The sequence below is a fragment of the Microcoleus sp. ARI1-B5 genome, from assembly GCF_036705795.1.
Taxonomy (GTDB): domain Bacteria; phylum Cyanobacteriota; class Cyanobacteriia; order Cyanobacteriales; family Microcoleaceae; genus Microcoleus.
On the sequence record NZ_JAUBVK010000004.1, the window covers coordinates 107,304 to 125,631 of the forward strand.

Genomic DNA, 18,328 nt, shown 5'->3' on the forward strand with positions numbered 1-18,328 from the left:
GAAGCCGGGTTTCTTAGCCTAAGTCCTATTTACACATTAACAAAAGTACGGCTGCTGTTGCTAGCAGTAGCAGAATTCCGGCTGCACCGGCTAGGGGTTTTGCTGCTATTCCTGTAATCCATTCCGGTACTTTGTTGGTTTGATTAATTACTCCTTCTGTATCTACGGTAGTTATACCCCAAATCCACCCGGCGTGGAGTCCGATCGCCAATCCTAAGCTTCCATTGTCGGCGATGCGGGCTAATGTTAAAACCATCCCCATCAGCCACAAGCCTGGCAGTTGCGGTAGAGTTTCTTTGGCGGCCCAAATTAGGTGGGCGATCGCGAAAATGAAACTGGCTATCGCACCTGCGGTTAATATTGAGTAATCTTGCTGGAGTAGATTTTGCAAACAGCCGCGAAAGATTAGCTCTTCTGTGGCGCTAATCCACACTGCTAATAACAGAGTCAGCAGAGTTGAAGGTTTTAGGATTGAAGCCCAAGGATTAATGATTGTTTCGCCTGTTTCGGTTTGAACTTTGGTGTTTTGCAGTTCTATCCAACCGGCGGTTAATTGCACGCCGAACAAAACTGCTAAGCTGACTATTGCTAATGTTAATCCCAGCAGCGAGGATATGAAAGTTGCGGGTTGCCAATACCAACCCCAATCTGCCTCATCTGCGCCTTCGATCCAAGTTGTCGCCCACAAAATTAAGGGAACAATTAAGTATAGGGAAGCGAGTAAAGGCAGTTTTTTGTTGCCTAATGGTTGAGGCGGACGCCATTTTAGGGCGATCGCCAGTATAATTGCTACGGGCAACCACAAACAAGCCCAAGTTGAGAAAAAAACAATTACTTTGACAATTGCTGGTATTGATGGCGACAGCAGTCGCAAATTATTCAGGGTGTTCCACATTTAAGCGATTGTCTCACAACTATTCGAGAGTGCGGCGATGTATGGGTAATAGGACTTACGCGGTTCCACCCTGTTTCTGGCGAATATTTTTGCTTTGGCGATCGGATATTGACTAATAAAATCATGTTAGCTAGAACCACACAATAAAATAGGTTTGATCGTTCGGAATGCGAGTCCGCATCCATTACGCTTGAGTAAAGTCCGAACGATCAAACTTTTTTTTCTAGTAATTGACAGGAAATGCTATAATGTCAAATCCGGTTAAATCGGAATTATACCGCAGTGCGAGCGGTGCAAGATCCACAATTAACCGAATTCGATCTAAATTCTTAATTTATCTTCACCTTTGTGGTCTTAAAGCATTATTCGTCGGCATTACCGGCTTGGTCTTCCTCGCTTGAGCTCTTATTGGGCTCCTGACTGCGATCGCCCTCTACCTGAATCAGGTGAATGTGCTTGTAGCCCAACTTAATTTCAAACTGATCTCCGGGTGTTAATCCCATCGATTCAGTGTAAGCCGTACCGATCACAATTTGACCGTTTTTGTGGATGCTTACATGATAAGCGGCTTCTCTACCCCGCCCGTCTTTTTTGCCTTCTGAACTTAAGGGAATACCCTTGGCGGCCAGCACAGCGTTGTAAAAACCTGTGAGATTAACCCGGGTGCGATCGTTTTTTGTAGTCGAGTAGTAGCCGCAGTGCTTGGCGGTTTCTCGCCGGGGCAAGTGAGCGACTTCTTTGAGTTTTTGAAGCAGGGCTTTTCCTGTAAGTGGAGCTGTGGCAGTTTCTATCATTATCTTGAGAAGTTATCTGGGAATACCTGCGATTTGCAAATAGGCTTTTGTGCCGATTTCTAGCATTATCAAAATGATATACTTAAACTTATGCGTTTGATTAAAAATCTTTTTTAGCAAAACTACACAAACATAAAATCTTTGATAATTAAGCCTTCGGGCTTGTGCTTTCTAGCTGCTTCCCTCCGACTTATTCCCTCGAACCTCGAACCTCAACATCCGTTAAATTCCGTACATTGTTCGTTGCCGAACTTCCCTCGAACCTCTGCTGTGAACATCCATCCGTTAAATCCGTTAATCCGTTAAATCCCGTAGACAGCTCGTGGGCCGAACTTCCTTCAAGGGCGATCGATCCGGCGCTGAATTTGTCTCAGGGACTGGTACATTTCTGGGAGGCGGTTGTAAACAGCAGCAGCTTTGAGAAATAGTTTGTGGGGAATGGCTGGCACCCCCGTCACGATCGCACCTGCGGGCACGTCGCTGTGAATTCCGGCTTTGGCTGTGGCGATCGCCCCATCTCCGATTTTAGCTTGATTGGCAATTCCCACTTGACCGGCCAAAATTACATTGTTGCCAATTTGTACTCCGCCCGCTAAGCCGACGTGGGCGGCAAAAGCGCAATTTTTCCCGATTTGACAGCCGTGACCTACGTGTACTAAATTGTCGATTTTTGTATTTTGGCCGATGCGGGTTTCTCCGACAGCGGGCCTGTCGATCGTGCTGTTGCAGCCCACCTCAACGCCCTCTTCCAATACAGTGCATCCAGACTGCTCCATTTTCACCCATCCTGTGGCTGTCGGCACGAACCCAAAACCTTCGCTCCCGATCGCCGCACCGCTGTGAATGACGCAATTTGCCCCGATGCGAGCACGTTCGTGAATCACACAGTTAGCGTGTAAAACTGTATTTTCGCCAATTACCGCATCTGGGTAAATGACGACATTGGGGTGAATGCAAACGTTATTGCCAATTTTGACTTTGGCTTGAATAACGCTGTGGGGGCCGATACTGACATTTTCACCGATTTCGGCTTCGGGGTGAACTGTGGCTGAAGGATGAATTTCGGATGCTGGGCGAAATGGTTGATAGAAAAGGGCGATCGTTTGAGCAAATAGCAATCGGGGATCGGCTGCTGCAATCCAAGCGATGTTGCGATCGCTGCATTGAGCTTGCAGGCTTTCGTCTAAGGGTAAAATTAAAGCCGAAGCGTTTGTGGTGGCTGCACGATCGGCAAATTTAGCTCCTTCTATGTAGCTGATCGTACCGGATGCGGCTTCATCGACTGGGGCGGGGCCTGTAATTTCTCGATCGACACCGCTTGAGGCCATTAGGCTGTGACCGCTGGCTAAATTAAGTTTTTCTACTATGTCGCTAAACTGCATAAATAAAAATTTGCTGTTAACACCTATTCCTCAAGGTGAAAATCATATCATGTTCGATTGTTCGATCGTTCGGACTTTAGTCCTCCTTTATTGCCTAAAACTTATGAGGACTGAAGTCGGATGCTGCGAACCTCGGAAGGACTGAAGTCCGATGCTGCGAACCTCGGAAGGACTGAAGTCCGATGCTGCGAACCTGGAAAGGACTTCAGTCCGATGCTGCGAACCTGGAAAGGACTGAAGTCCTGACTGCGAACAGGTTTTTCCGCATTCAAAAGCCCCCAACCCTACTCGGCAGTCTGAACAGACGCGCTCTGGAAATTTGGAGGCAAGTATTTGTTAAAATTTATGGGTTCGATCGCCCGCGCATGAGTTTAGCAGCGCCCATGCAAAAGGGAGCCGATGTCTTCTGCTCCCACTCACTCTCAAAAAGCTGTAAAGTATTCAGTTATTTTTGGCAACTATTGCACAGAGGATGCTTCTACATCAACAGTGCGGGCTGTACCTTCTGAATAGGTGCCCGTTGCTTCTGATGCTGATGCTGTCTCTGTTTGGCGGGATTTAAAATGGTCGATCGCCATTTGGGATACTTCCGAAATCAGCAATACTGCGATCGCCACATCGTCAATTTGTCCGACGACGGGGAGAAAGTCTGGGGCAATGTCGATCGGGCTTGCCAGATATGCCAGTGTTCCCAGAATAATCCACCAGCGGTACTTGGGGTTGCGGAGCGTGTCGCGGTACCAGTTGTAAACAGATTGTATAGAAAAGTTCATGGGGTTGTCCTCTCGTTATATTTTCAATCTTGACAAATTGTCGCTCGAAATGCTTGTGGAGATATCCCCCCTAGGGTTGGGAAGAGAATTCTACTCCCAGATATGTGGAATTGGGTACGGGCGATGTGCGGTGATTTAATACTGGTGAGTTAATACTGGGGTTCAAAACGTTTTTCCTACCAACTTTTGAAAGCGCTTGTTTTTGTGCAAAGACTTTAAGTCCGGGTCGGTTTGAGCTAAGCTCAGGTATTTGGCTTTGTTGAGTTCGATCGCCCTGGCGATGCAATCTACGGCTAAAGTTGTTTTACCTTCGCAAGCATAGCAATAGCCTTTGTTGTAAATGCCGTTGGCGTGATCTGGCTTGACTTCCAGGGACATATCAATGCTTTTGTGAGCTTCTTTGTATTTGCCCAATTTAGTCAAAGCATAGCCCCGATTGTCCCAAGCTTCGTAGTTTTTGGAGTCGCAAACCAGGGATTTGTCGTAAGATGCGATCGCCTCTTTGACTCGTCCCAAACGCCGCAGCGCTAGGGCGCGGTTGTTCCAAGCGTGGGTGCAGTTGGGATTGATTTCTACGGCTCTTTCTGTGGCCTCCAAACACTCTTTTTCTCTGCCCAATTTAGCTAGCATATTGCCCCGGTTTACCCACGATGAGGCGTGGTTGGGGTTGATGGCGATCGCGCGATCGAAACTATCTAAAGCTTCTTCGGATTTTTCCCAAGCCATGAACCCGCAGCCGCGGTTAAACCACACATCTGGATCGTCTGGCTGAATGCTGATGGCTCGATCGTAGCTGCGCATTGCTGCTTTAAAGCGGCCCTGTTCGATCAGAACATTGCCTCTATTGGCGAAGGCTTTGTAGTAATCTGGGTTGAATTCGAGAGCGCGATCGTAGCAGTTGAGTGCTTCTGTATGCTTTTTTATAAATGCCAGGGAGTTGGCTTTCCCCTCCCAAGCTTCGTAGCTGTGGGGGTAGTAGAACAGCATTCGATCGAAATTGGCAGAGGCTTCTTCGTGCTTTCCCCATTCTCCCAAAGCGATGCCTTTGTTGAGCAAAGCCTGACTGTTGGAGGGTTGGAGTTCGATCGCGCGATCGAAGCTTTCGATGCACTCTGGGTACTGCTTCATGTGTCCCAAGGCCAAGCCGCGACAGTTCCAAGCGTCGGTATAGTTGGGATCGAGTTGCAGCACTCGGTCGAAAAGCGCAATCGCCGCCTCAAAATCCCGATCGTGCAGCCGCTTGACTCCTTGCTCGAATAGCGCCTTAATCTCTTCCATAATCTGCCACTTCTCGCTCTCTAAAATACAGACAACTACAGACTTTGCCTAAATTTTGTACTTGTACCTTATCATGACTTGTCCACAATTTGTATATTCTATTTATTTGCCTCCCTCAATCTTAAATTAGTCTGATTCCCTACTGATATTTTCAATAATCAAAAGGTTCATAAAAGAACCTTTTTTGATTATAAAACAACACCTACTTTTTTCACTTTAGGGATGCGGTCTATCGGGTGAGTTGCTGATATTTTTATCGTCGAAACTCAAAATATCTTGTGTTAGGGGCTGCCCTATTTGAACAAACAAAACTGTTCTGTAAGGAACATTTTTTTGGTATAATTTGACACCTACTTTTTTTGACATCGACGATGGGGTCGATCGGCCAAATCACTAACATTTTTATGGTCAAAAGTCTGTCAAAAGAAACATTCATTTTGCATTGCCTTTTCCCAAACCCTTGTATTTAGTACATTACAGCCTCTTCTTTCTCTCTTTCTGGGTGTCTGTCCCCGATTTTAACAGCTCTCATTTCCACCGATCGCCCGACAGTCAATCTCAGTACATTACAAAAATTTTAGTATCATCAAATACCCGTACTCCGAGTTTGGACAGAGCGTTAAGTTCAATCGAAAAAAGGCACTCTTCACCCATCTTGAAACACCCATTTTTGGTCGCCGATCGCAATTTCGCAACCGTTCGCCAACCAAAAAGGCTCGTTAGCAGCCAGCCTCTGTCCTCCGACAAAAGTGCCGTTGGAACTGCCGCTATCGACAAGTTGATATCGCTGTTTGCCAACTTCGTCAGTGGCCCGGCGGATTTGGGCGTGGTAGCGCGAACTTTGCGGATCTTGCAATACTAAAGTGTTAGTCGGTTCCCGTCCAATTGTAAAAGGATTGGCCGTTAAACCGATCGCCTGTCCAGAAAACTTGTAGATTAAATATGCGGTGTTTTTGCGATCGCTGCTGGCGAGTACCGTCGGTGCAAGTTGGGGCGGATTTCTCGCAGGTGGGAGACTGTTTTGAGCGAGTTGTTCTGTCAGTTGTTGCAAATCGCGATCGAATCCTGCGGCTGTTTCAGAAGCCGGAAGACTCGCCGGAGAATGACCTGAAATTAAGTTTAACTGCTGGACGGGGGCTTGAGGTGCGATCGGGCGGCCTGCTTCAGCAATTCTCATTTGCAGGGCGGCTGAATTTTCTGCTTCCTGTCGGGCACTCATTCCCTCAACTTGGCGAATAACTCCGTTTGTTTCGGGAAAGCTGACATCGCCAATTCGCACGTCTTCTAAGGTAAAACCCAGTGTATAAAAATCTTGGACGCGATCGAGCAAATTTTGGCGCAGCAGCAGCCGGCCTTGGGTGATAAGCTGTTGTAGGGAAAATTGCCCGATCGCTACTCCCATACAATCCTTAACTGCACTTGCTAAAGCCGCTATCGGATCGGACAATTCTAAAGCTACCCGTTTCGGATCTATAACTTGATAAATAACCGTCAGAGTCGCATCAATTAAAAATCTATCCTTAGACAAAAAATCCCCGTGGGACTGCACGTCCAAATTGCGGAGTTTGGTGTCTACGAGGACAATTTGACACTGTTCCAGCAGGGGAAGGGCGAAGCTGAAATGGCGCCCGGATTTCAGGGTACGCACGGCGCGGCCGTTTTTGACCAACAAACCTGTGCAACCCGCCCCGATAAAGTCCATGCTAAACCCGGCCCAGCGTTCTGGAGTCACGGTTTGAATCAGGGGAGAGGCGTTGTTCATGGGATGCAGTTGAGCGAGGTTCGATTCTACTTTTAGGGTAACAAATTGCTGGCGGTCGATCGGGCGATCGGTGTGCCGGTTCTGCAACTTCTATTCTATACTTCTAGACTCCCCGCGATTCAGGCAGGACTGGATCGAGTTTGCATCTACTTGGTAGTGGGGGCGTAGGTTATGTTAAATTGACTATTTGCTATAATAATGGCATATAACTATTGAGGGCGACCGCACACACAATGAGCAAAGAAAACATGATGCTGACACTGGACAGCGAGAAAAAAGCAGCACTTTCTGCGATCGCTACCCTGATGAATCGGAATTTAAGCGACGTAGTGAATGAAGCAATCTCGACCTATCTGGAAATGAATCAAAGGCTACTTGCAGAAATTACAAATAATCAGGAAGAATCAAAACTTGGCGACTTTATTGACGAGGAACCAAAAAAGAAAGCTATAGATTTACAATCTCGCAGGATAAATCGAGAACAAGCAGCAAATCTGCGTGCTAGGCTGCAAAGTTTTGCTGAAGATTGGAACAGTCCTGAAATGGATGTGTACGATGCCTTATAATCGTGGTGAAGTGGTGTTAGTTTTGTTTCCAAATTCCAGCCTGCGAACCGCTAAGCGGCGACCGGCTTTGGTCATTCAGGCTAATAGTATAGGAACTCATTTGTCGCAGACAATTGTGGCAATGATTACGAGTAATCTGGATCGTGCTGGGCATCCCACTCGAGTGTTGGTAGATATCACAACGTCGGAAGGACAGCAAACGGGATTAATAACAAATTCGGTGATTATGACTGATAATATTGTCACTGTTCTCGATTCAGAAATTGATAGAGCGATCGGTATTTGGTCAGATATGGTATCTGTAGATGCTGCACTCAGACACACATTAGGACTGTAGCAATCGCTTGGGGGATGAAAGGATGATAAAGAGGGAATGCGAGATCCCTTTTTGTTATTTGGGAAAAAGGGATCTCGCACTTTAGGAAAATAAGGGCAGATCGCACTTTGAAAAAGCAACAATTGCGCTACACTCAAGACCCGATCGGACTGCTTTGAAGTATGGCGTTACAGGCTTCAAATCGATGTCATCGTTGTCAGTCTGTATTTTGAATAAATGACAGGGGATGTCGGCTGCAATCAAAGCTTCCAAATCGCGATCGAGCTTTGAGAAGTCTTCATAAATGCCGACTAACTTACGCAAGCTAAAGATGAATCTTTCGGGTTATTGAATCCCGTGTATTTGTACTGAATATCAAAACCTGCTTTTTCCCCAATTTCTTCGAGATCCCAGTCTACAATATCTAGGGCGATCGCGACTAAATAGTAAAATAAGCTTAACAATTGAAAAGGAAAAATTAGGTTATATTACAATACGGTTCAGTTAGGGTTGTCCGAAGAGAGGAACGCTCTTCTTTCGCGATCTATACATGAAAGCAATCGCAGTGTCTATTTTTCACAGTGTTTTATCCCCAGGACTTTCTGATATGAACCGTATTGGGTTATATTAAAGTGTAATCAACAATACCGCTTTTGAAACATACTGCACAGGAATCAGTGCCATGTCTATTCCCAAGGGAAACCCGGTATCACATCATCTATTTCAGTCATAATTTGCATTGTCTCTTTCAAAGCAACCACAACGCGCTGATAGTGCAACACATCATCAAAAGATAAACTTCGGTTGGCTTTTTTGCGGTCTTTTAGCCATTTATCCAACACTTGATATCCGCCCACTTTAAACGCCCACACTTCTGCGGGAATACCTTCAAAGTATTGTTGTTTGTTAATATAAATCCGCACTTCAGATTCATTGTAAGTAACTTCATTAACAGCATTATCGCCGCTGACTGGATATTTAGTAATGACTTTATTTAATTTTGTCGATTTCATCAAGTGCCGTGCTACCAATTCCTCACCTTTTTTAGCTAATGCTGTGAAAATTTCATTGTCGCGAGTTAAGGGTAAGCGGGGAAAGTCTATTTTCAGGAATTCTGCATAACGCTGGCGGTAGGTAGAACTGTGAAAGACAGCATAGGCGTAATAAAAGATTGCTTCGGGAGTTGGTATATAGCCGAGTTTTTCCCGAATCGCACTGAGGAATTTTTGGGATAAATTGGGAGTGCGATCGGTGAATAAATTGCCCTGTTCGTTTTCCGTATCAGGATAGACGTAGAGAGAAAATAAGTAGTTAACTTCTTTGAGAGATACTGTATGATGTTGGATAATTTGTGCAGTACAAAATAAATGAGTCCATTCTTCTATTTCAACGGAACGTGTAGTAGCCAGAGCCAAGTTATCTCCTTGGAGAATGTGACGCATTACTTCAAAGCGAGGCATACACAGAAAGCCTCTCGTCTTTCCTGTATAGTAGGTGTAGCGTTTGTCAAAAGGACGGTATAAGATAGGGACAATCTTAGAGTCGTCAAGGTTATTTCTGCGTAAATCATCTTGAGCAAGTGACACTTGCCAATCTCGCGCATCTTTCCCCAGATCGTATTTGTTGCGAGCTTCCTCAACAGGAAGTGATACAAAATCTTTAATTGTGTCTTTTACTTCCTGAGCTGACAATTTGATTGTCAGGGAATCCCTAGCTGTTACAATACCAACAGAGTTGACAGGCATGATGTCTGTTATTTTCCAGCCTTCGTTATACTCCGTAAGTAAATCTCGATTTTGAGGAACCAATAAATAGAAAGGTGATTGAGGCTGAAATTTTTTCCATTCAGTTGACTCAATATCTAGCAAATTTAAAGCTTCATATTTAGAAGTTCGACTCCCCCACAAGTCCGCATGATGAACTTTTGCAGGAGCAGACTTACCAGGTTCTTTAATAAAAATACCAATACTGACTCCCTGCTGAATATCAAACACATTTTGGTCGGGCGAACCATCAGGAGAAACTTCTTTCTTTTTATAATTACCGTGCAAATCTAAAACATAAATATCAGTGAAAGTCTGCATCAAGTTTTGACGCATTCCCCGAAAAGTAGGATTGTCGAGATAGCCGTGATTGGTCACAAAAGCCAACACACCAAACCCTGTTTGACTAATGCGCCACTGTCCGAAACGAATAAACTTTACATAATCATCTTGCAGCCATTTGGGATTGCGCTCTTTGAGCGGTACACCATCAACATAATAGTAATCTTTTACTAATCCTGCTATCCATTCACTTTTATTAGCAGAATGTCCAGAATAAGGCGGATTTCCCAACACAACCATTACCGGAAAATCCCGCTTAATTGCTGAAGCTTCATTAGCTTCTTGTGCCACAAATTGAGCAAACAGAACCTCCGATTTTTTTAAAGCTTCATCTAAAGTATTCGTAAGATAAACTCCTAAACGCTGCTTGCTGCTAAACTCATAGCCGAGATTTTGCAGTTGCAAACCTAGTTTGAGATGTGCGATCGCATAGGGAGCCATTAACAACTCAAAACCAAATAATCGGTTTAATAAATTCTCCTGCACGTATTGATTCCAACTCCCAGATATTCCCATATCTTCGAGATTTTGATAAATGCGATCGACAACTCCGTAAAGGAAAGTACCCGTACCCGTTGCCGGATCTAAAATTTGCACTCGCGGCTTTTGCGTGTCTGGATTTTTTGTATTGTCGGCTAATCCTAAAGGCAGATTGAAACGGTTTTTGAGGAGAGAATCGACAGAGCGAACAATAAATGATACGACGGGTTCAGGAGTGTAGTAAACGCCGCGACTTTTCCGCAAAGCTGGATTGTAAGCTGCCAGAAACGTTTCGTAAAAATGAACGACTGGATCGGATTGGCGAGTGCGGCGACCAAAGTTTTCGAGAATAACAGTCATGTCAACTCGCCCTAGTAACTCGACTAAATCGTCTATTGCCCAGTTGATTTTACCGAGTAAATCTGTTTCGATAATGCTGTTAAATAACCGCCGCAAAAACGGATTGGTGGCTGGGATGTACGTGCCCGCTGTCCGGCGATCGAAAACTTGATTTCCGGGATTTTGAGCGTGACCGACTCGCGCCGCAAATAAACCGTAGGAAATAGTTTGAGCGTACATATCCGCAAATGCTGCATCGTTGAGATCGGGCAGCAGTATTTCATTAAAACCGCGTTTCAGTTGATGCAATTCCCCGCTTTCATTTTCTATTTCCAAGGCTGATTCTGTAGCGAGTCGAATTGATTTGGTTAATCGCGCCATCTGTTTTGCTAAGTCTTCGGGACTGTTAATGGCGGCACCGCTGTAGTTAAGAAATCCCTCCAGCAATTCAATAGTTTTGTCAGGGTTGCAGAGTGTAATGTCGTTGCCTGTTCTTTCGGCTAAAACTGCGGTCAATCTGACTTTGCCCTCAACATACCAGCGAAATTCTAGATAATTGGTTAAAATTAAGTTACCGTTTAGAGATTCTCGATATCGCTGAAGCTGTTCTGTTTTTTCAACGGGATTCAAATCTAATCCGACATCTTTAGCTTCCACATAACCGACGAGCAAATCGCGCCGTCTGATGGTAAAATCGGGAACGCCTGCTTTATTACCTTTTTCTTCTATGATTGCTTCGAGACTAGCAGCCTGGTTGTCGAGTAAATTCTTGAAAGTTGGGTAATGGGTGCGCTCGCTGCCCCGCGGTCGATTGTTCTGAATTGACTGGATGTAGGTATCAAAACGCATTGGCTTCGCCGTTAACGGTATTGATAATTATATAACGGTAAGTGCGGCGCGATCGCCCTTCCACCCCCCAATCTAACTAAAGTGCGTGAAGCGCAGCTATCCCGTAGGGAATCGCCCCTAACACAAACCACAGATACCTAATCTTCATCCTCTGTGTTACAATTGTTACAGTCTTCGATTCTCAACAAACCCGATGACCATCAAACCGATTCGGTGGGTTGGTGCTGCCCGCGAAGAAATCCAATCTCTTCCTGAAGATGCTCGAAAAGAAGCTGGTTTTGCACTTTGGACAATTCAGCAGGGCATACAACCATCAGACTTTAAACCCATGTCGATCGTAGGTAAAGGCGTTGAAGAAATTCGGATTCGGACAGAAAATGCCTATCGGGTATTCTATATTGCTAGATTTGAAGAAGCTATTTACGTTCTCCATGCCTTCGGTAAAAAAACTCAGAAAACAGCAAATAAAAATATCGAAGTTGGACAGAAACGCTACCAACAGTTGTTACAAAATCGTTTGAATTCAAGAGAACCGGAACAATGAGCGAAAATACTATTACCCAAGCTGCCGATAATATCTTTCTCGATCTGGGATTTTCAGCCGAAGAAGCTGACAACTTACTGATCCGATCGCAATTAATGCTGGCACTGCAAAATCAGATTAAACATCACGGTTGGACGATCGAGCAAACGGCTCAAAACCTCAGACAGTCAAGCGACCAAATCACAGCTCTAACTCAAGGTAAAATTGGGCATTTTTCGGTTGACATTCTGATTGTAATGCTCGATCGAGCAGGCATGACTGTCAAAGTCGAAATTTTCCCCAAGGCAGCTTAAGACGATCGCCCTTTTCTTCCCAAAAAACGATCGCCCTTGTGACAAGATATTGAAGTGCGATCGCAACAGCCTAAGCAACACCATAACTCGTAAACTGCCTTGCATAGGGAGGCTGAAGCCCCAAAACAATATCCTCCCGCGCCACACCCATCAGCACTAACTCCTCAGCAATCAGTTCATCAGTTTGATTGCGTTGAATCCAGACTTTTTCATTGCGAATATCCAAGTGAATCGGGCAGCTATAAATCCGATTGTGACCGTCCCAACCTAAATCTAATATCTGATAATGGTCATGTTCGGTGTCAAATAATACCTGAGTTTCAATGTCGCCATTGATGGGTTTAGTCTTGCTATATTCCCTCAGGAAAGTGCGAACAATCTGCCGATATTTAGCTAATCGATCCATTCCACAATCACCTCATTAGTAGGGTCGTATAGCTGGTAAAACTATAGTCATTTATTGCAATGACATGGGAGGCGTCAGCCCTCCCCTTTCTGTTTTACTTTGAGCGGATTAACCCGCCTTGGCTGAACTACGCAGCTCACTATCCCATCGCTAAACGCATTTGGGATTGCTTTTCTGAGGATATTATAAGATCCATTGATATCGGAATTAATTAACTGACCAGTCGATGTCTTATACAAACCTCGCTTGATCCGTTTACCCGTAAACATCGGCTCTTTCTCTGTTTTCCCGTAAACAGGGATTAGGTCAAGACCCAAGAAGTTAGCCTGCGATGTGTAGGATTCTTCTTGTAAAATTACCTTAATCCCAACCAGTCGAGCTTTGTATTCCAACATTTCAATTAGTCGAGCATGGGGAATACTGACAAAGTTTTGATTGGTTTGTTTCCCTAAATTAATCTCAGTCTTCCACTGTTCATTTTTGCCAACTACTAACGTTCCAATTTGTTTCCTCCTTAAAATGTCAACAATTAGGCGACTGGCATGATGTAAATAGTTATCAATTTTTTGATGGCGACAGCGAGTCAATCGTTGAATGCGAGGTGAAGTTTTTCGATTTCCTTTTAATTGGGGTTGTAGCTGTGCCTTGCGCTTGTTGTAGAACTGATTAATTGATTTTAATGGTCGCCCGTTAATCAGGAGCGGGGTGAAACCCGGCTGATTTGAAGTTAACGCCACCAAGTTATTCAGTCCTAAATCAATGCTAGCTACAAAATTGTCGTCACTGGCGGTGGACTCCTGTTCGTCATAAATGACCTCAATTACATACGAATCGCATTTAGGAACTAACCTAACTTGGCAGATCCGATCGGGATTTACAAGAGTTTTAATTGAAAAATCCGTACCCGAAAGTTTAATAATTCCTTTTTTAAACAATTTGCTACTAATTGCTTGAATCGTGTATACAAGAATGTTTCGTCCTTTGACCTTATCTTTGTACAGGGGCAGTTTTGGGCGACCAGTAAATTTAGAGGAATCCACTTTGTATGCTTTAACCGCTTCAAAAAACGATTTCCAGTTTTTGTCCAATATCATCAAGATTTGCTGACTGACTTTAGCTGGCAAAGCCTTGTACGCTTCATGAAATTTCATCAATCGATTCATTTCGTTGTAATTGACATAACCCCATCCATAAATAAAGTTCTGACGAATGACGTAATTGGCGGCATTGTAGAGGTTTTTGGATTTAAAGGCTAGTTCGTCAATTTGGGCGAAACGATGTTCCGTGGATTTAATGATGTGCCTCTCTGTTAACTGCATTTGAGATTTCCGTTCTTCAGGCTGTGCGTATTCCTTATTCAACACTCACAACATAATACCATTATTGTTTATAATTGCTTATAAACTCAATGAAGTTTTACAATACCAACAACTTCAAATCATACTCAGCTATCGCCGCTTGGGGCAAAGCACGAGAGAAAAATGAATTATAGGCAGCGATCGGAACTGCCAAATAGAGCGATCGATCGAGATCCAAATTTCTGAGCGCTAGTCGATAATTCAGAAATTGACCCAGGGCTAGATGCAAATCAAACATAGCTGATTCACTCAGAAAGCTTTTAACCTCCACCGCAATCTTTTGCACACCTCGCTCTGCGGCTAAAAGCTGTTGTGCCCCCAAGTCAATCCTGAGCCGATCGTCTTCGCTAAACTTTAGTTTCAGCGGATCGTGGGTAATCACCCAATTATCCTTCAGGAGAGCGGATTTCACAGACTCATGGAAAACATCCCTAGCCGACATAGACTTTACTCAAAGACCTAGTTTCCATTCTATCCAAACCTACGCACTTAAGAACTTAGCACTAATAGTATTATAACACTCAACCAAAATGCCAAGAATCAAATAAGCGCGATCGCCCTTTCATTCCCAAAAACCGATCGCCCTTTTGATTTACCGCACCAAAAACGCCACACACTCAACATGAGAAGTCTGAGGAAAGAAATCCGCCGGCTGCACCCGCGCCAACTGATAATCCCCATTTTCGCACAAAATCTTGAGGTCGCGAGCCAAAGTCGCAGGCTTGCAGCTAACATAAACAATGCGATTTGGTTTGATTTCCTTGATAGCTTCCAAAACCGCGCGATCGCACCCTTTCCTCGGCGGATCTAGCAGCACAATATCCGGTGTCAATCCCAAAGAAGGCAGCAACTCCTCTACAGTTCCCACCTGAAAATCGACATTTTTAAAGTCATTTAATTCAGCATTTAATCTGGCTTGCTCGATCGCCGCCGGTTGCACTTCTAAACCGATCGCTATTTTTACTTGTTTTGCCAGCGGTAAAGTAAAAGTCCCAATTCCGCAGTAAGCGTCAACCAAAATCTCGCTTCCGTGCAAATTCAATTCCCCGACAATCACCTGCAACAAAGCCTCAGCAGCCTCTGTATTTACCTGGAAGAAAGTATCTGCCCTTAGCTGAAAGTTCAATCCAGCAAATTTTTCTCGGAGATAAGACTGACCAGCAATGCAGCGAGTTTCCGCACCAAAAATCACATTAGTTTGAGCTGAATTCACATTCACACAAACACCTACAAGTTGAGGATATTGTTTCAGCCAGTCAGATGCTTGTGCTTCAATTCCCGGCAAGTCTCCCGTGCGAACTATTAAAGTTAGCAGCATCTCCCCGGTGCGCCGTCCGATTCGCAAGGACAAATGGCGCAATTCTCCTGTATGTTTCTTTTCGTCGTAGACTGGCCAATCTCTCCAGTGGATGTCTTCTTTGACTTCTTTTAACAAAGGATTGAGGCGCGGATCTTGCACCGGACACTGATTCAGATTGACTAATTTGTGGGTGCTTTTTTGATAGTAACCTGCTTGGACTTGACCTGTCGCAGAAATTGCCACGGGATAAGTCGCTTTGTTGCGGTATCCCAAAAATTGGGGATAGCCCTCGATTTTTCCCGTTAAGATTTCATCGACTTGCACGTTGCTAAATCCGCCAATCCGTTCTAAGGCTTGAATGATTTGATTTTGCTTGGCTGCAAGCTGATATTGATAGTCTACGTGCTGCCACTGACAGCCGCCGCACTTGTCGGCGACAATGCAGTTAGGTCGGATGCGGTGTTCGGATGCTGAAAGAAGCGTGTCCAGCTTGCCTGTAGCATAGGTGGATTTGACTTGGACGAGGCGCGCGAGGACTCGATCGCCCGTCACGGTATCGGGCACAAACACCACGAGCTCGCCGAAGCGGCCAACTCCGTCGCCGGTGTCTGTCAAGTCGGTAATTTCTATCTCAACCAGTTGACCTTGCTGACAAGGGTTGGTCACTTTCGTCGAGTTTGGGGTGGGGAATTTAGATTTGGTCACAAGTAGTCGTGGTAGGATTTAATATGGTAATGCAATATCGCTCTGTCTTTCCCGAGAGCCGATAGATCGCACTCAAGCTCAAGTGCAGGCTGTATTCCTGCTTCCGAACCCCTTTCTGCTACAGCCAAAGCTTGCATTAGGGAACATTGCCCTCGATCGAGCCTGTGCGATATGCTATTGGGGCCCGGGAAGCCAAAACTCGTGAAACAGTCTAAATGTCGGCAGACATCCAAACTCTTGCATCGCAGTTTTTGAATTTTTCCCAGAGTACCTTGGGACACAAGGAAACTGGCGAAAGTCACTAAGCATAACGCTTGCCCAGATTTACCATTTACTTCTAAGATTGATTAATGTTAGCAGCAAGGTAAGTCGCCCCAGCAGGAATCTCATCTTTAACAGATGGGAATGTCAATGAATCTTTTCCTCAAATATCCTCAAATTTGAATAACAATGAGCGTAGTTAGCCAATTAATTCTCCAAGCCGACGACGAACTTCGTTATCCCAGTACCGGCGAGCTCCAAAGTATCAATGATTTCTTTAAAACCGGAGAACAGCGGGTGCGTATTGCTACTGCGCTGTCTGACAGTGAGAAAAAAATTGTTGAAGAAGCTAGCAAAAAACTCTGGAAAAAACGACCCGATTTTATCTCCCCTGGAGGCAATGCTTACGGCCAGCGCGAACGGGCTTTGTGTCTGCGCGACTACGGCTGGTACTTGCGCCTGATTACCTACGGTATCTTGGCCGGTGACAAGGAGCCGATCGAAAGCATCGGTTTGATTGGCGTTCGGGAAATGTATAATTCTCTGGGCGTTCCTGTTCCTGGCATGGTGGAAGCTATTCGCTGTTTGAAGGAAGCTTCTTTGGCTTTGCTCAATCAGGATGATGCTAAGGAAGCAGCTCCTTATTTTGATTATATCGCTCAAGCAATGTCTTAATTGAAGAGGCGATCGCTTTTGTAGATGTGGCGGAGCATTAGCGGGTGATTTTTGGGGTGATTTTATCTCGCAATTGCTCGCAAATGTTTCGCTTCTGTTTTATAGAAGTCATTAGTCATTAGTCATTAGGAAGAACGAAGTCGTCCGATGAAAGTCGGAATCGAACGCAAGGGTTTGGGTCATTAAAAGCTTCTTCACTGTTGGGCGCGGTTGCGATAGTTAGGAAATCTGCTTGATTTCTGCTAGGAAGCAACGCAGTTTGAGCTTTCCCAGATTTCTAAAATTTCTTGTCTTTCAATGCACATTTGATTTAAAAAGTCAAGGGTTTTTGGGAGATATTGTTTTTTGAATTTCCGGCTGTCGTACTGAATTGATGTTTTGAGCTGCGTGAGTTCTCTGAGGGTGGGGCAAGTTTGGATGTGATGGGCGATCCTCTTCGAGGGCTTCGCTAACGCATTTTGCCACTCTTCCAGCCTGCGGTAGCTGAGAAATGGTCCGCCTTTGTGATGGTGCACGAACACTACGTAAGCCCAGGATTCGACTCGCTTAATCAGATTTTGACTGATTTTGAGGAATTGGGCGATCGAGCAGGCCGTGATACGGAGCTTTTTCGAGGGGCAGATGCGGCGAAATAGTGCTGTCATGGCTGTATACTCAGGGCTTGAGAGGCAAGTTCTGTTTAGACTCAATTACATATTATTGTATAACAATCTAATTGCACTTGTGCAATTAGATTTAATTTAAACTTAAATTTAAGCTCAGATGTTGCACGAGCAACCCTCAATCGTTGATGGTGTGATAGTTTGAGGGTTAAGGTAGGTGGAAAAAATGTCAGGACTTTATAACAAAGCTGTGGTAGACAATCTGCAAGAATTGCGTCCCGTTCGCTTCACTGAGACGGGGCGGATGCGTTTGGGTAAGATATTAAAGGCTGCAAGACAGACAACAGGTTGGTCTGTTAGCGAAACAGAGTTCAAAACCAAGGGTTATGAAGAGGCGCTTTTCATCGCGACAAATCAACCCGTACCCAAAGATGTCGGTATCAGTGCCGCCACAGTCAACCGTTACGAACGCGGGAAGTTGGATAATCTAGACTGGCGCTCATTATCTCTATTGTGCTTTGTCCTCAAGCCGATCGATCCTGTGACAAATCAACCCCTCGAACCGGCAAATGCTCTATATATCGCGTGCGAACACTCGCCGTACAACGACGCGAAGCTTTACGAGGAGATTACCGACTCTTAGTC

Annotated in this window: 20 protein-coding genes and 1 pseudogene; 6 read left to right on the forward strand and 15 right to left on the reverse strand. The window is 44.9% G+C overall.

All coding sequences use genetic code 11. The features are described from left to right. Positions 1 to 25: 25 nt before the first annotated feature. The 6 genes from QUB63_RS08120 to QUB63_RS08145 form a co-directional block, all read right to left on the reverse strand. On the reverse strand, positions 26 to 895 hold the full coding sequence (locus QUB63_RS08120; protein ID WP_332944356.1) for a CPBP family intramembrane glutamic endopeptidase: 870 nt from the start codon (positions 893 to 895) through the stop codon (positions 26 to 28). 362 nt (positions 896 to 1,257) lie between these two features. Beyond that, complete coding sequence (locus QUB63_RS08125) at positions 1,258 to 1,689, reverse strand: AbrB family transcriptional regulator (RefSeq protein WP_332944357.1); 432 nt, start codon at positions 1,687 to 1,689, stop codon at positions 1,258 to 1,260. 338 nt (positions 1,690 to 2,027) lie between these two features. Further along, positions 2,028 to 3,071, reverse strand: a complete 1,044-nt coding sequence (gene lpxD, locus QUB63_RS08130) for a UDP-3-O-(3-hydroxymyristoyl)glucosamine N-acyltransferase (protein ID WP_332944358.1) — start codon at positions 3,069 to 3,071, stop codon at positions 2,028 to 2,030. Positions 3,072 to 3,529: 458 nt separating this feature from the next. Next, complete coding sequence (locus tag QUB63_RS08135; RefSeq protein WP_332944360.1) at positions 3,530 to 3,844, reverse strand: YkvA family protein; 315 nt, start codon at positions 3,842 to 3,844, stop codon at positions 3,530 to 3,532. A gap of 162 nt (positions 3,845 to 4,006) precedes the next feature. Continuing rightward, positions 4,007 to 5,122 (reverse strand): tetratricopeptide repeat protein, encoded by a 1,116-nt coding sequence (locus tag QUB63_RS08140; protein ID WP_332944361.1) that lies wholly within the window; start codon positions 5,120 to 5,122, stop codon positions 4,007 to 4,009. 646 nt (positions 5,123 to 5,768) lie between these two features. Continuing rightward, positions 5,769 to 6,971 carry an SPFH domain-containing protein gene (locus QUB63_RS08145; RefSeq protein ID WP_332944362.1) on the reverse strand — a complete coding sequence of 401 codons (1,203 nt, stop codon included), beginning with the start codon at positions 6,969 to 6,971 and terminating at the stop codon, positions 5,769 to 5,771. A gap of 146 nt (positions 6,972 to 7,117) precedes the next feature. Between QUB63_RS08145 and QUB63_RS08150 the strand changes: the two genes are divergently transcribed. Further along, positions 7,118 to 7,450: a CopG family ribbon-helix-helix protein gene (locus QUB63_RS08150; protein ID WP_332944364.1), complete on the forward strand. Its 333-nt coding sequence runs from the start codon at positions 7,118 to 7,120 to the stop codon at positions 7,448 to 7,450. Continuing rightward, the gene (locus QUB63_RS08155) at positions 7,440 to 7,787 is read left to right on the forward strand and encodes a type II toxin-antitoxin system PemK/MazF family toxin (RefSeq protein ID WP_332944366.1); all 348 of its coding nucleotides are present in this window, start codon (positions 7,440 to 7,442) and stop codon (positions 7,785 to 7,787) included. The genes QUB63_RS08150 and QUB63_RS08155 overlap by 11 nt, the downstream gene beginning before the upstream one ends. 81 nt (positions 7,788 to 7,868) lie before the next feature. Here the strand turns inward: QUB63_RS08155 and QUB63_RS08160 are convergent, their stop codons facing one another. The 3 genes from QUB63_RS08160 to QUB63_RS08170 form a co-directional block, all read right to left on the reverse strand. After that, positions 7,869 to 8,090 carry a hypothetical protein gene (locus QUB63_RS08160; protein WP_332944367.1) on the reverse strand — a complete coding sequence of 74 codons (222 nt, stop codon included), beginning with the start codon at positions 8,088 to 8,090 and terminating at the stop codon, positions 7,869 to 7,871. Next, complete coding sequence (locus QUB63_RS08165; RefSeq protein WP_332944368.1) at positions 8,078 to 8,230, reverse strand: hypothetical protein; 153 nt, start codon at positions 8,228 to 8,230, stop codon at positions 8,078 to 8,080. Before QUB63_RS08165 ends, QUB63_RS08160 begins: the two co-directional genes overlap by 13 nt. 222 nt (positions 8,231 to 8,452) lie before the next feature. Further along, a complete protein-coding gene (locus tag QUB63_RS08170; RefSeq protein WP_332944370.1) occupies positions 8,453 to 11,539 on the reverse strand; it encodes a type ISP restriction/modification enzyme in 3,087 nt (1,028 codons plus the stop codon). Positions 11,540 to 11,732: 193 nt separating this feature from the next. Between QUB63_RS08170 and QUB63_RS08175 the strand changes: the two genes are divergently transcribed. Both QUB63_RS08175 and QUB63_RS08180 read left to right on the forward strand, forming a co-directional pair. Further along, positions 11,733 to 12,083 (forward strand): type II toxin-antitoxin system RelE/ParE family toxin, encoded by a 351-nt coding sequence (locus tag QUB63_RS08175; protein WP_332944371.1) that lies wholly within the window; start codon positions 11,733 to 11,735, stop codon positions 12,081 to 12,083. Beyond that, positions 12,080 to 12,376 carry a helix-turn-helix domain-containing protein gene (locus QUB63_RS08180; protein WP_332944372.1) on the forward strand — a complete coding sequence of 99 codons (297 nt, stop codon included), beginning with the start codon at positions 12,080 to 12,082 and terminating at the stop codon, positions 12,374 to 12,376. Before QUB63_RS08175 ends, QUB63_RS08180 begins: the two co-directional genes overlap by 4 nt. Before the next feature lie 70 nt (positions 12,377 to 12,446). Here QUB63_RS08180 and QUB63_RS08185 read toward each other — a convergent pair whose 3' ends face one another. The 5 genes and pseudogenes from QUB63_RS08185 to QUB63_RS08205 form a co-directional block, all read right to left on the reverse strand. Then, the gene (locus tag QUB63_RS08185) at positions 12,447 to 12,782 is read right to left on the reverse strand and encodes a XisI protein (protein WP_332944373.1); all 336 of its coding nucleotides are present in this window, start codon (positions 12,780 to 12,782) and stop codon (positions 12,447 to 12,449) included. A gap of 7 nt (positions 12,783 to 12,789) precedes the next feature. Next, a pseudogene (locus tag QUB63_RS08190) lies at positions 12,790 to 14,101 on the reverse strand (RNA-guided endonuclease InsQ/TnpB family protein). A gap of 97 nt (positions 14,102 to 14,198) precedes the next feature. Then, on the reverse strand, positions 14,199 to 14,582 hold the full coding sequence (locus tag QUB63_RS08195) for a XisH family protein (protein WP_332944374.1): 384 nt from the start codon (positions 14,580 to 14,582) through the stop codon (positions 14,199 to 14,201). 150 nt (positions 14,583 to 14,732) lie between these two features. Continuing rightward, entirely contained in the window at positions 14,733 to 16,145 is a 1,413-nt protein-coding gene (rlmD, locus tag QUB63_RS08200; RefSeq protein WP_332944375.1) for a 23S rRNA (uracil(1939)-C(5))-methyltransferase RlmD, read from the reverse strand. Beyond that, positions 16,142 to 16,426, reverse strand: coding sequence for a hypothetical protein (locus QUB63_RS08205; RefSeq protein WP_332944376.1), 285 nt, complete (start codon positions 16,424 to 16,426; stop codon positions 16,142 to 16,144). The genes rlmD and QUB63_RS08205 overlap by 4 nt, the downstream gene beginning before the upstream one ends. A 169-nt stretch (positions 16,427 to 16,595) precedes the next feature. Here QUB63_RS08205 and QUB63_RS08210 point away from each other — a divergent pair, with 169 nt between their 5' ends. Continuing rightward, positions 16,596 to 17,081, forward strand: a complete 486-nt coding sequence (locus tag QUB63_RS08210; protein WP_015178782.1) for an allophycocyanin subunit alpha-B — start codon at positions 16,596 to 16,598, stop codon at positions 17,079 to 17,081. Positions 17,082 to 17,323: 242 nt separating this feature from the next. Here QUB63_RS08210 and QUB63_RS08215 read toward each other — a convergent pair whose 3' ends face one another. Next, on the reverse strand, positions 17,324 to 17,725 hold the full coding sequence (locus QUB63_RS08215; RefSeq protein WP_332944378.1) for a hypothetical protein: 402 nt from the start codon (positions 17,723 to 17,725) through the stop codon (positions 17,324 to 17,326). 184 nt (positions 17,726 to 17,909) lie between these two features. On the opposite strand from QUB63_RS08215, the gene QUB63_RS08220 reads away from it, so the two are divergent. Beyond that, positions 17,910 to 18,326 (forward strand): helix-turn-helix transcriptional regulator, encoded by a 417-nt coding sequence (locus QUB63_RS08220; RefSeq protein WP_332944379.1) that lies wholly within the window; start codon positions 17,910 to 17,912, stop codon positions 18,324 to 18,326. The last annotated feature ends 2 nt before the right edge of the window (positions 18,327 to 18,328 follow it).

Excerpts from the sequence above, each read along its gene's own strand:
- QUB63_RS08215 (WP_332944378.1), bottom strand. The coding sequence starts at position 17,725 with ATGACAGCACTATTTCGCCGCATCTGCCCCTCGAAAAAGCTCCGTATC.
- QUB63_RS08220 (WP_332944379.1), top strand. The coding sequence starts at position 17,910 with ATGTCAGGACTTTATAACAAAGCTGTGGTAGACAATCTGCAAGAATTG.
- lpxD (WP_332944358.1), bottom strand. The coding sequence starts at position 3,071 with ATGCAGTTTAGCGACATAGTAGAAAAACTTAATTTAGCCAGCGGTCAC.
- QUB63_RS08150 (WP_332944364.1), top strand. The coding sequence starts at position 7,118 with ATGAGCAAAGAAAACATGATGCTGACACTGGACAGCGAGAAAAAAGCA.
- QUB63_RS08180 (WP_332944372.1), top strand. The coding sequence starts at position 12,080 with ATGAGCGAAAATACTATTACCCAAGCTGCCGATAATATCTTTCTCGAT.
- QUB63_RS08175 (WP_332944371.1), top strand. The coding sequence starts at position 11,733 with ATGACCATCAAACCGATTCGGTGGGTTGGTGCTGCCCGCGAAGAAATC.
- QUB63_RS08170 (WP_332944370.1), bottom strand. The coding sequence starts at position 11,539 with ATGCGTTTTGATACCTACATCCAGTCAATTCAGAACAATCGACCGCGG.
- QUB63_RS08195 (WP_332944374.1), bottom strand. The coding sequence starts at position 14,582 with ATGTCGGCTAGGGATGTTTTCCATGAGTCTGTGAAATCCGCTCTCCTG.
- QUB63_RS08210 (WP_015178782.1), top strand. The coding sequence starts at position 16,596 with ATGAGCGTAGTTAGCCAATTAATTCTCCAAGCCGACGACGAACTTCGT.
- QUB63_RS08140 (WP_332944361.1), bottom strand. The coding sequence starts at position 5,122 with ATGGAAGAGATTAAGGCGCTATTCGAGCAAGGAGTCAAGCGGCTGCAC.
- QUB63_RS08185 (WP_332944373.1), bottom strand. The coding sequence starts at position 12,782 with ATGGATCGATTAGCTAAATATCGGCAGATTGTTCGCACTTTCCTGAGG.
- QUB63_RS08125 (WP_332944357.1), bottom strand. The coding sequence starts at position 1,689 with ATGATAGAAACTGCCACAGCTCCACTTACAGGAAAAGCCCTGCTTCAA.
- QUB63_RS08155 (WP_332944366.1), top strand. The coding sequence starts at position 7,440 with ATGCCTTATAATCGTGGTGAAGTGGTGTTAGTTTTGTTTCCAAATTCC.
- QUB63_RS08120 (WP_332944356.1), bottom strand. The coding sequence starts at position 895 with ATGTGGAACACCCTGAATAATTTGCGACTGCTGTCGCCATCAATACCA.
- QUB63_RS08135 (WP_332944360.1), bottom strand. The coding sequence starts at position 3,844 with ATGAACTTTTCTATACAATCTGTTTACAACTGGTACCGCGACACGCTC.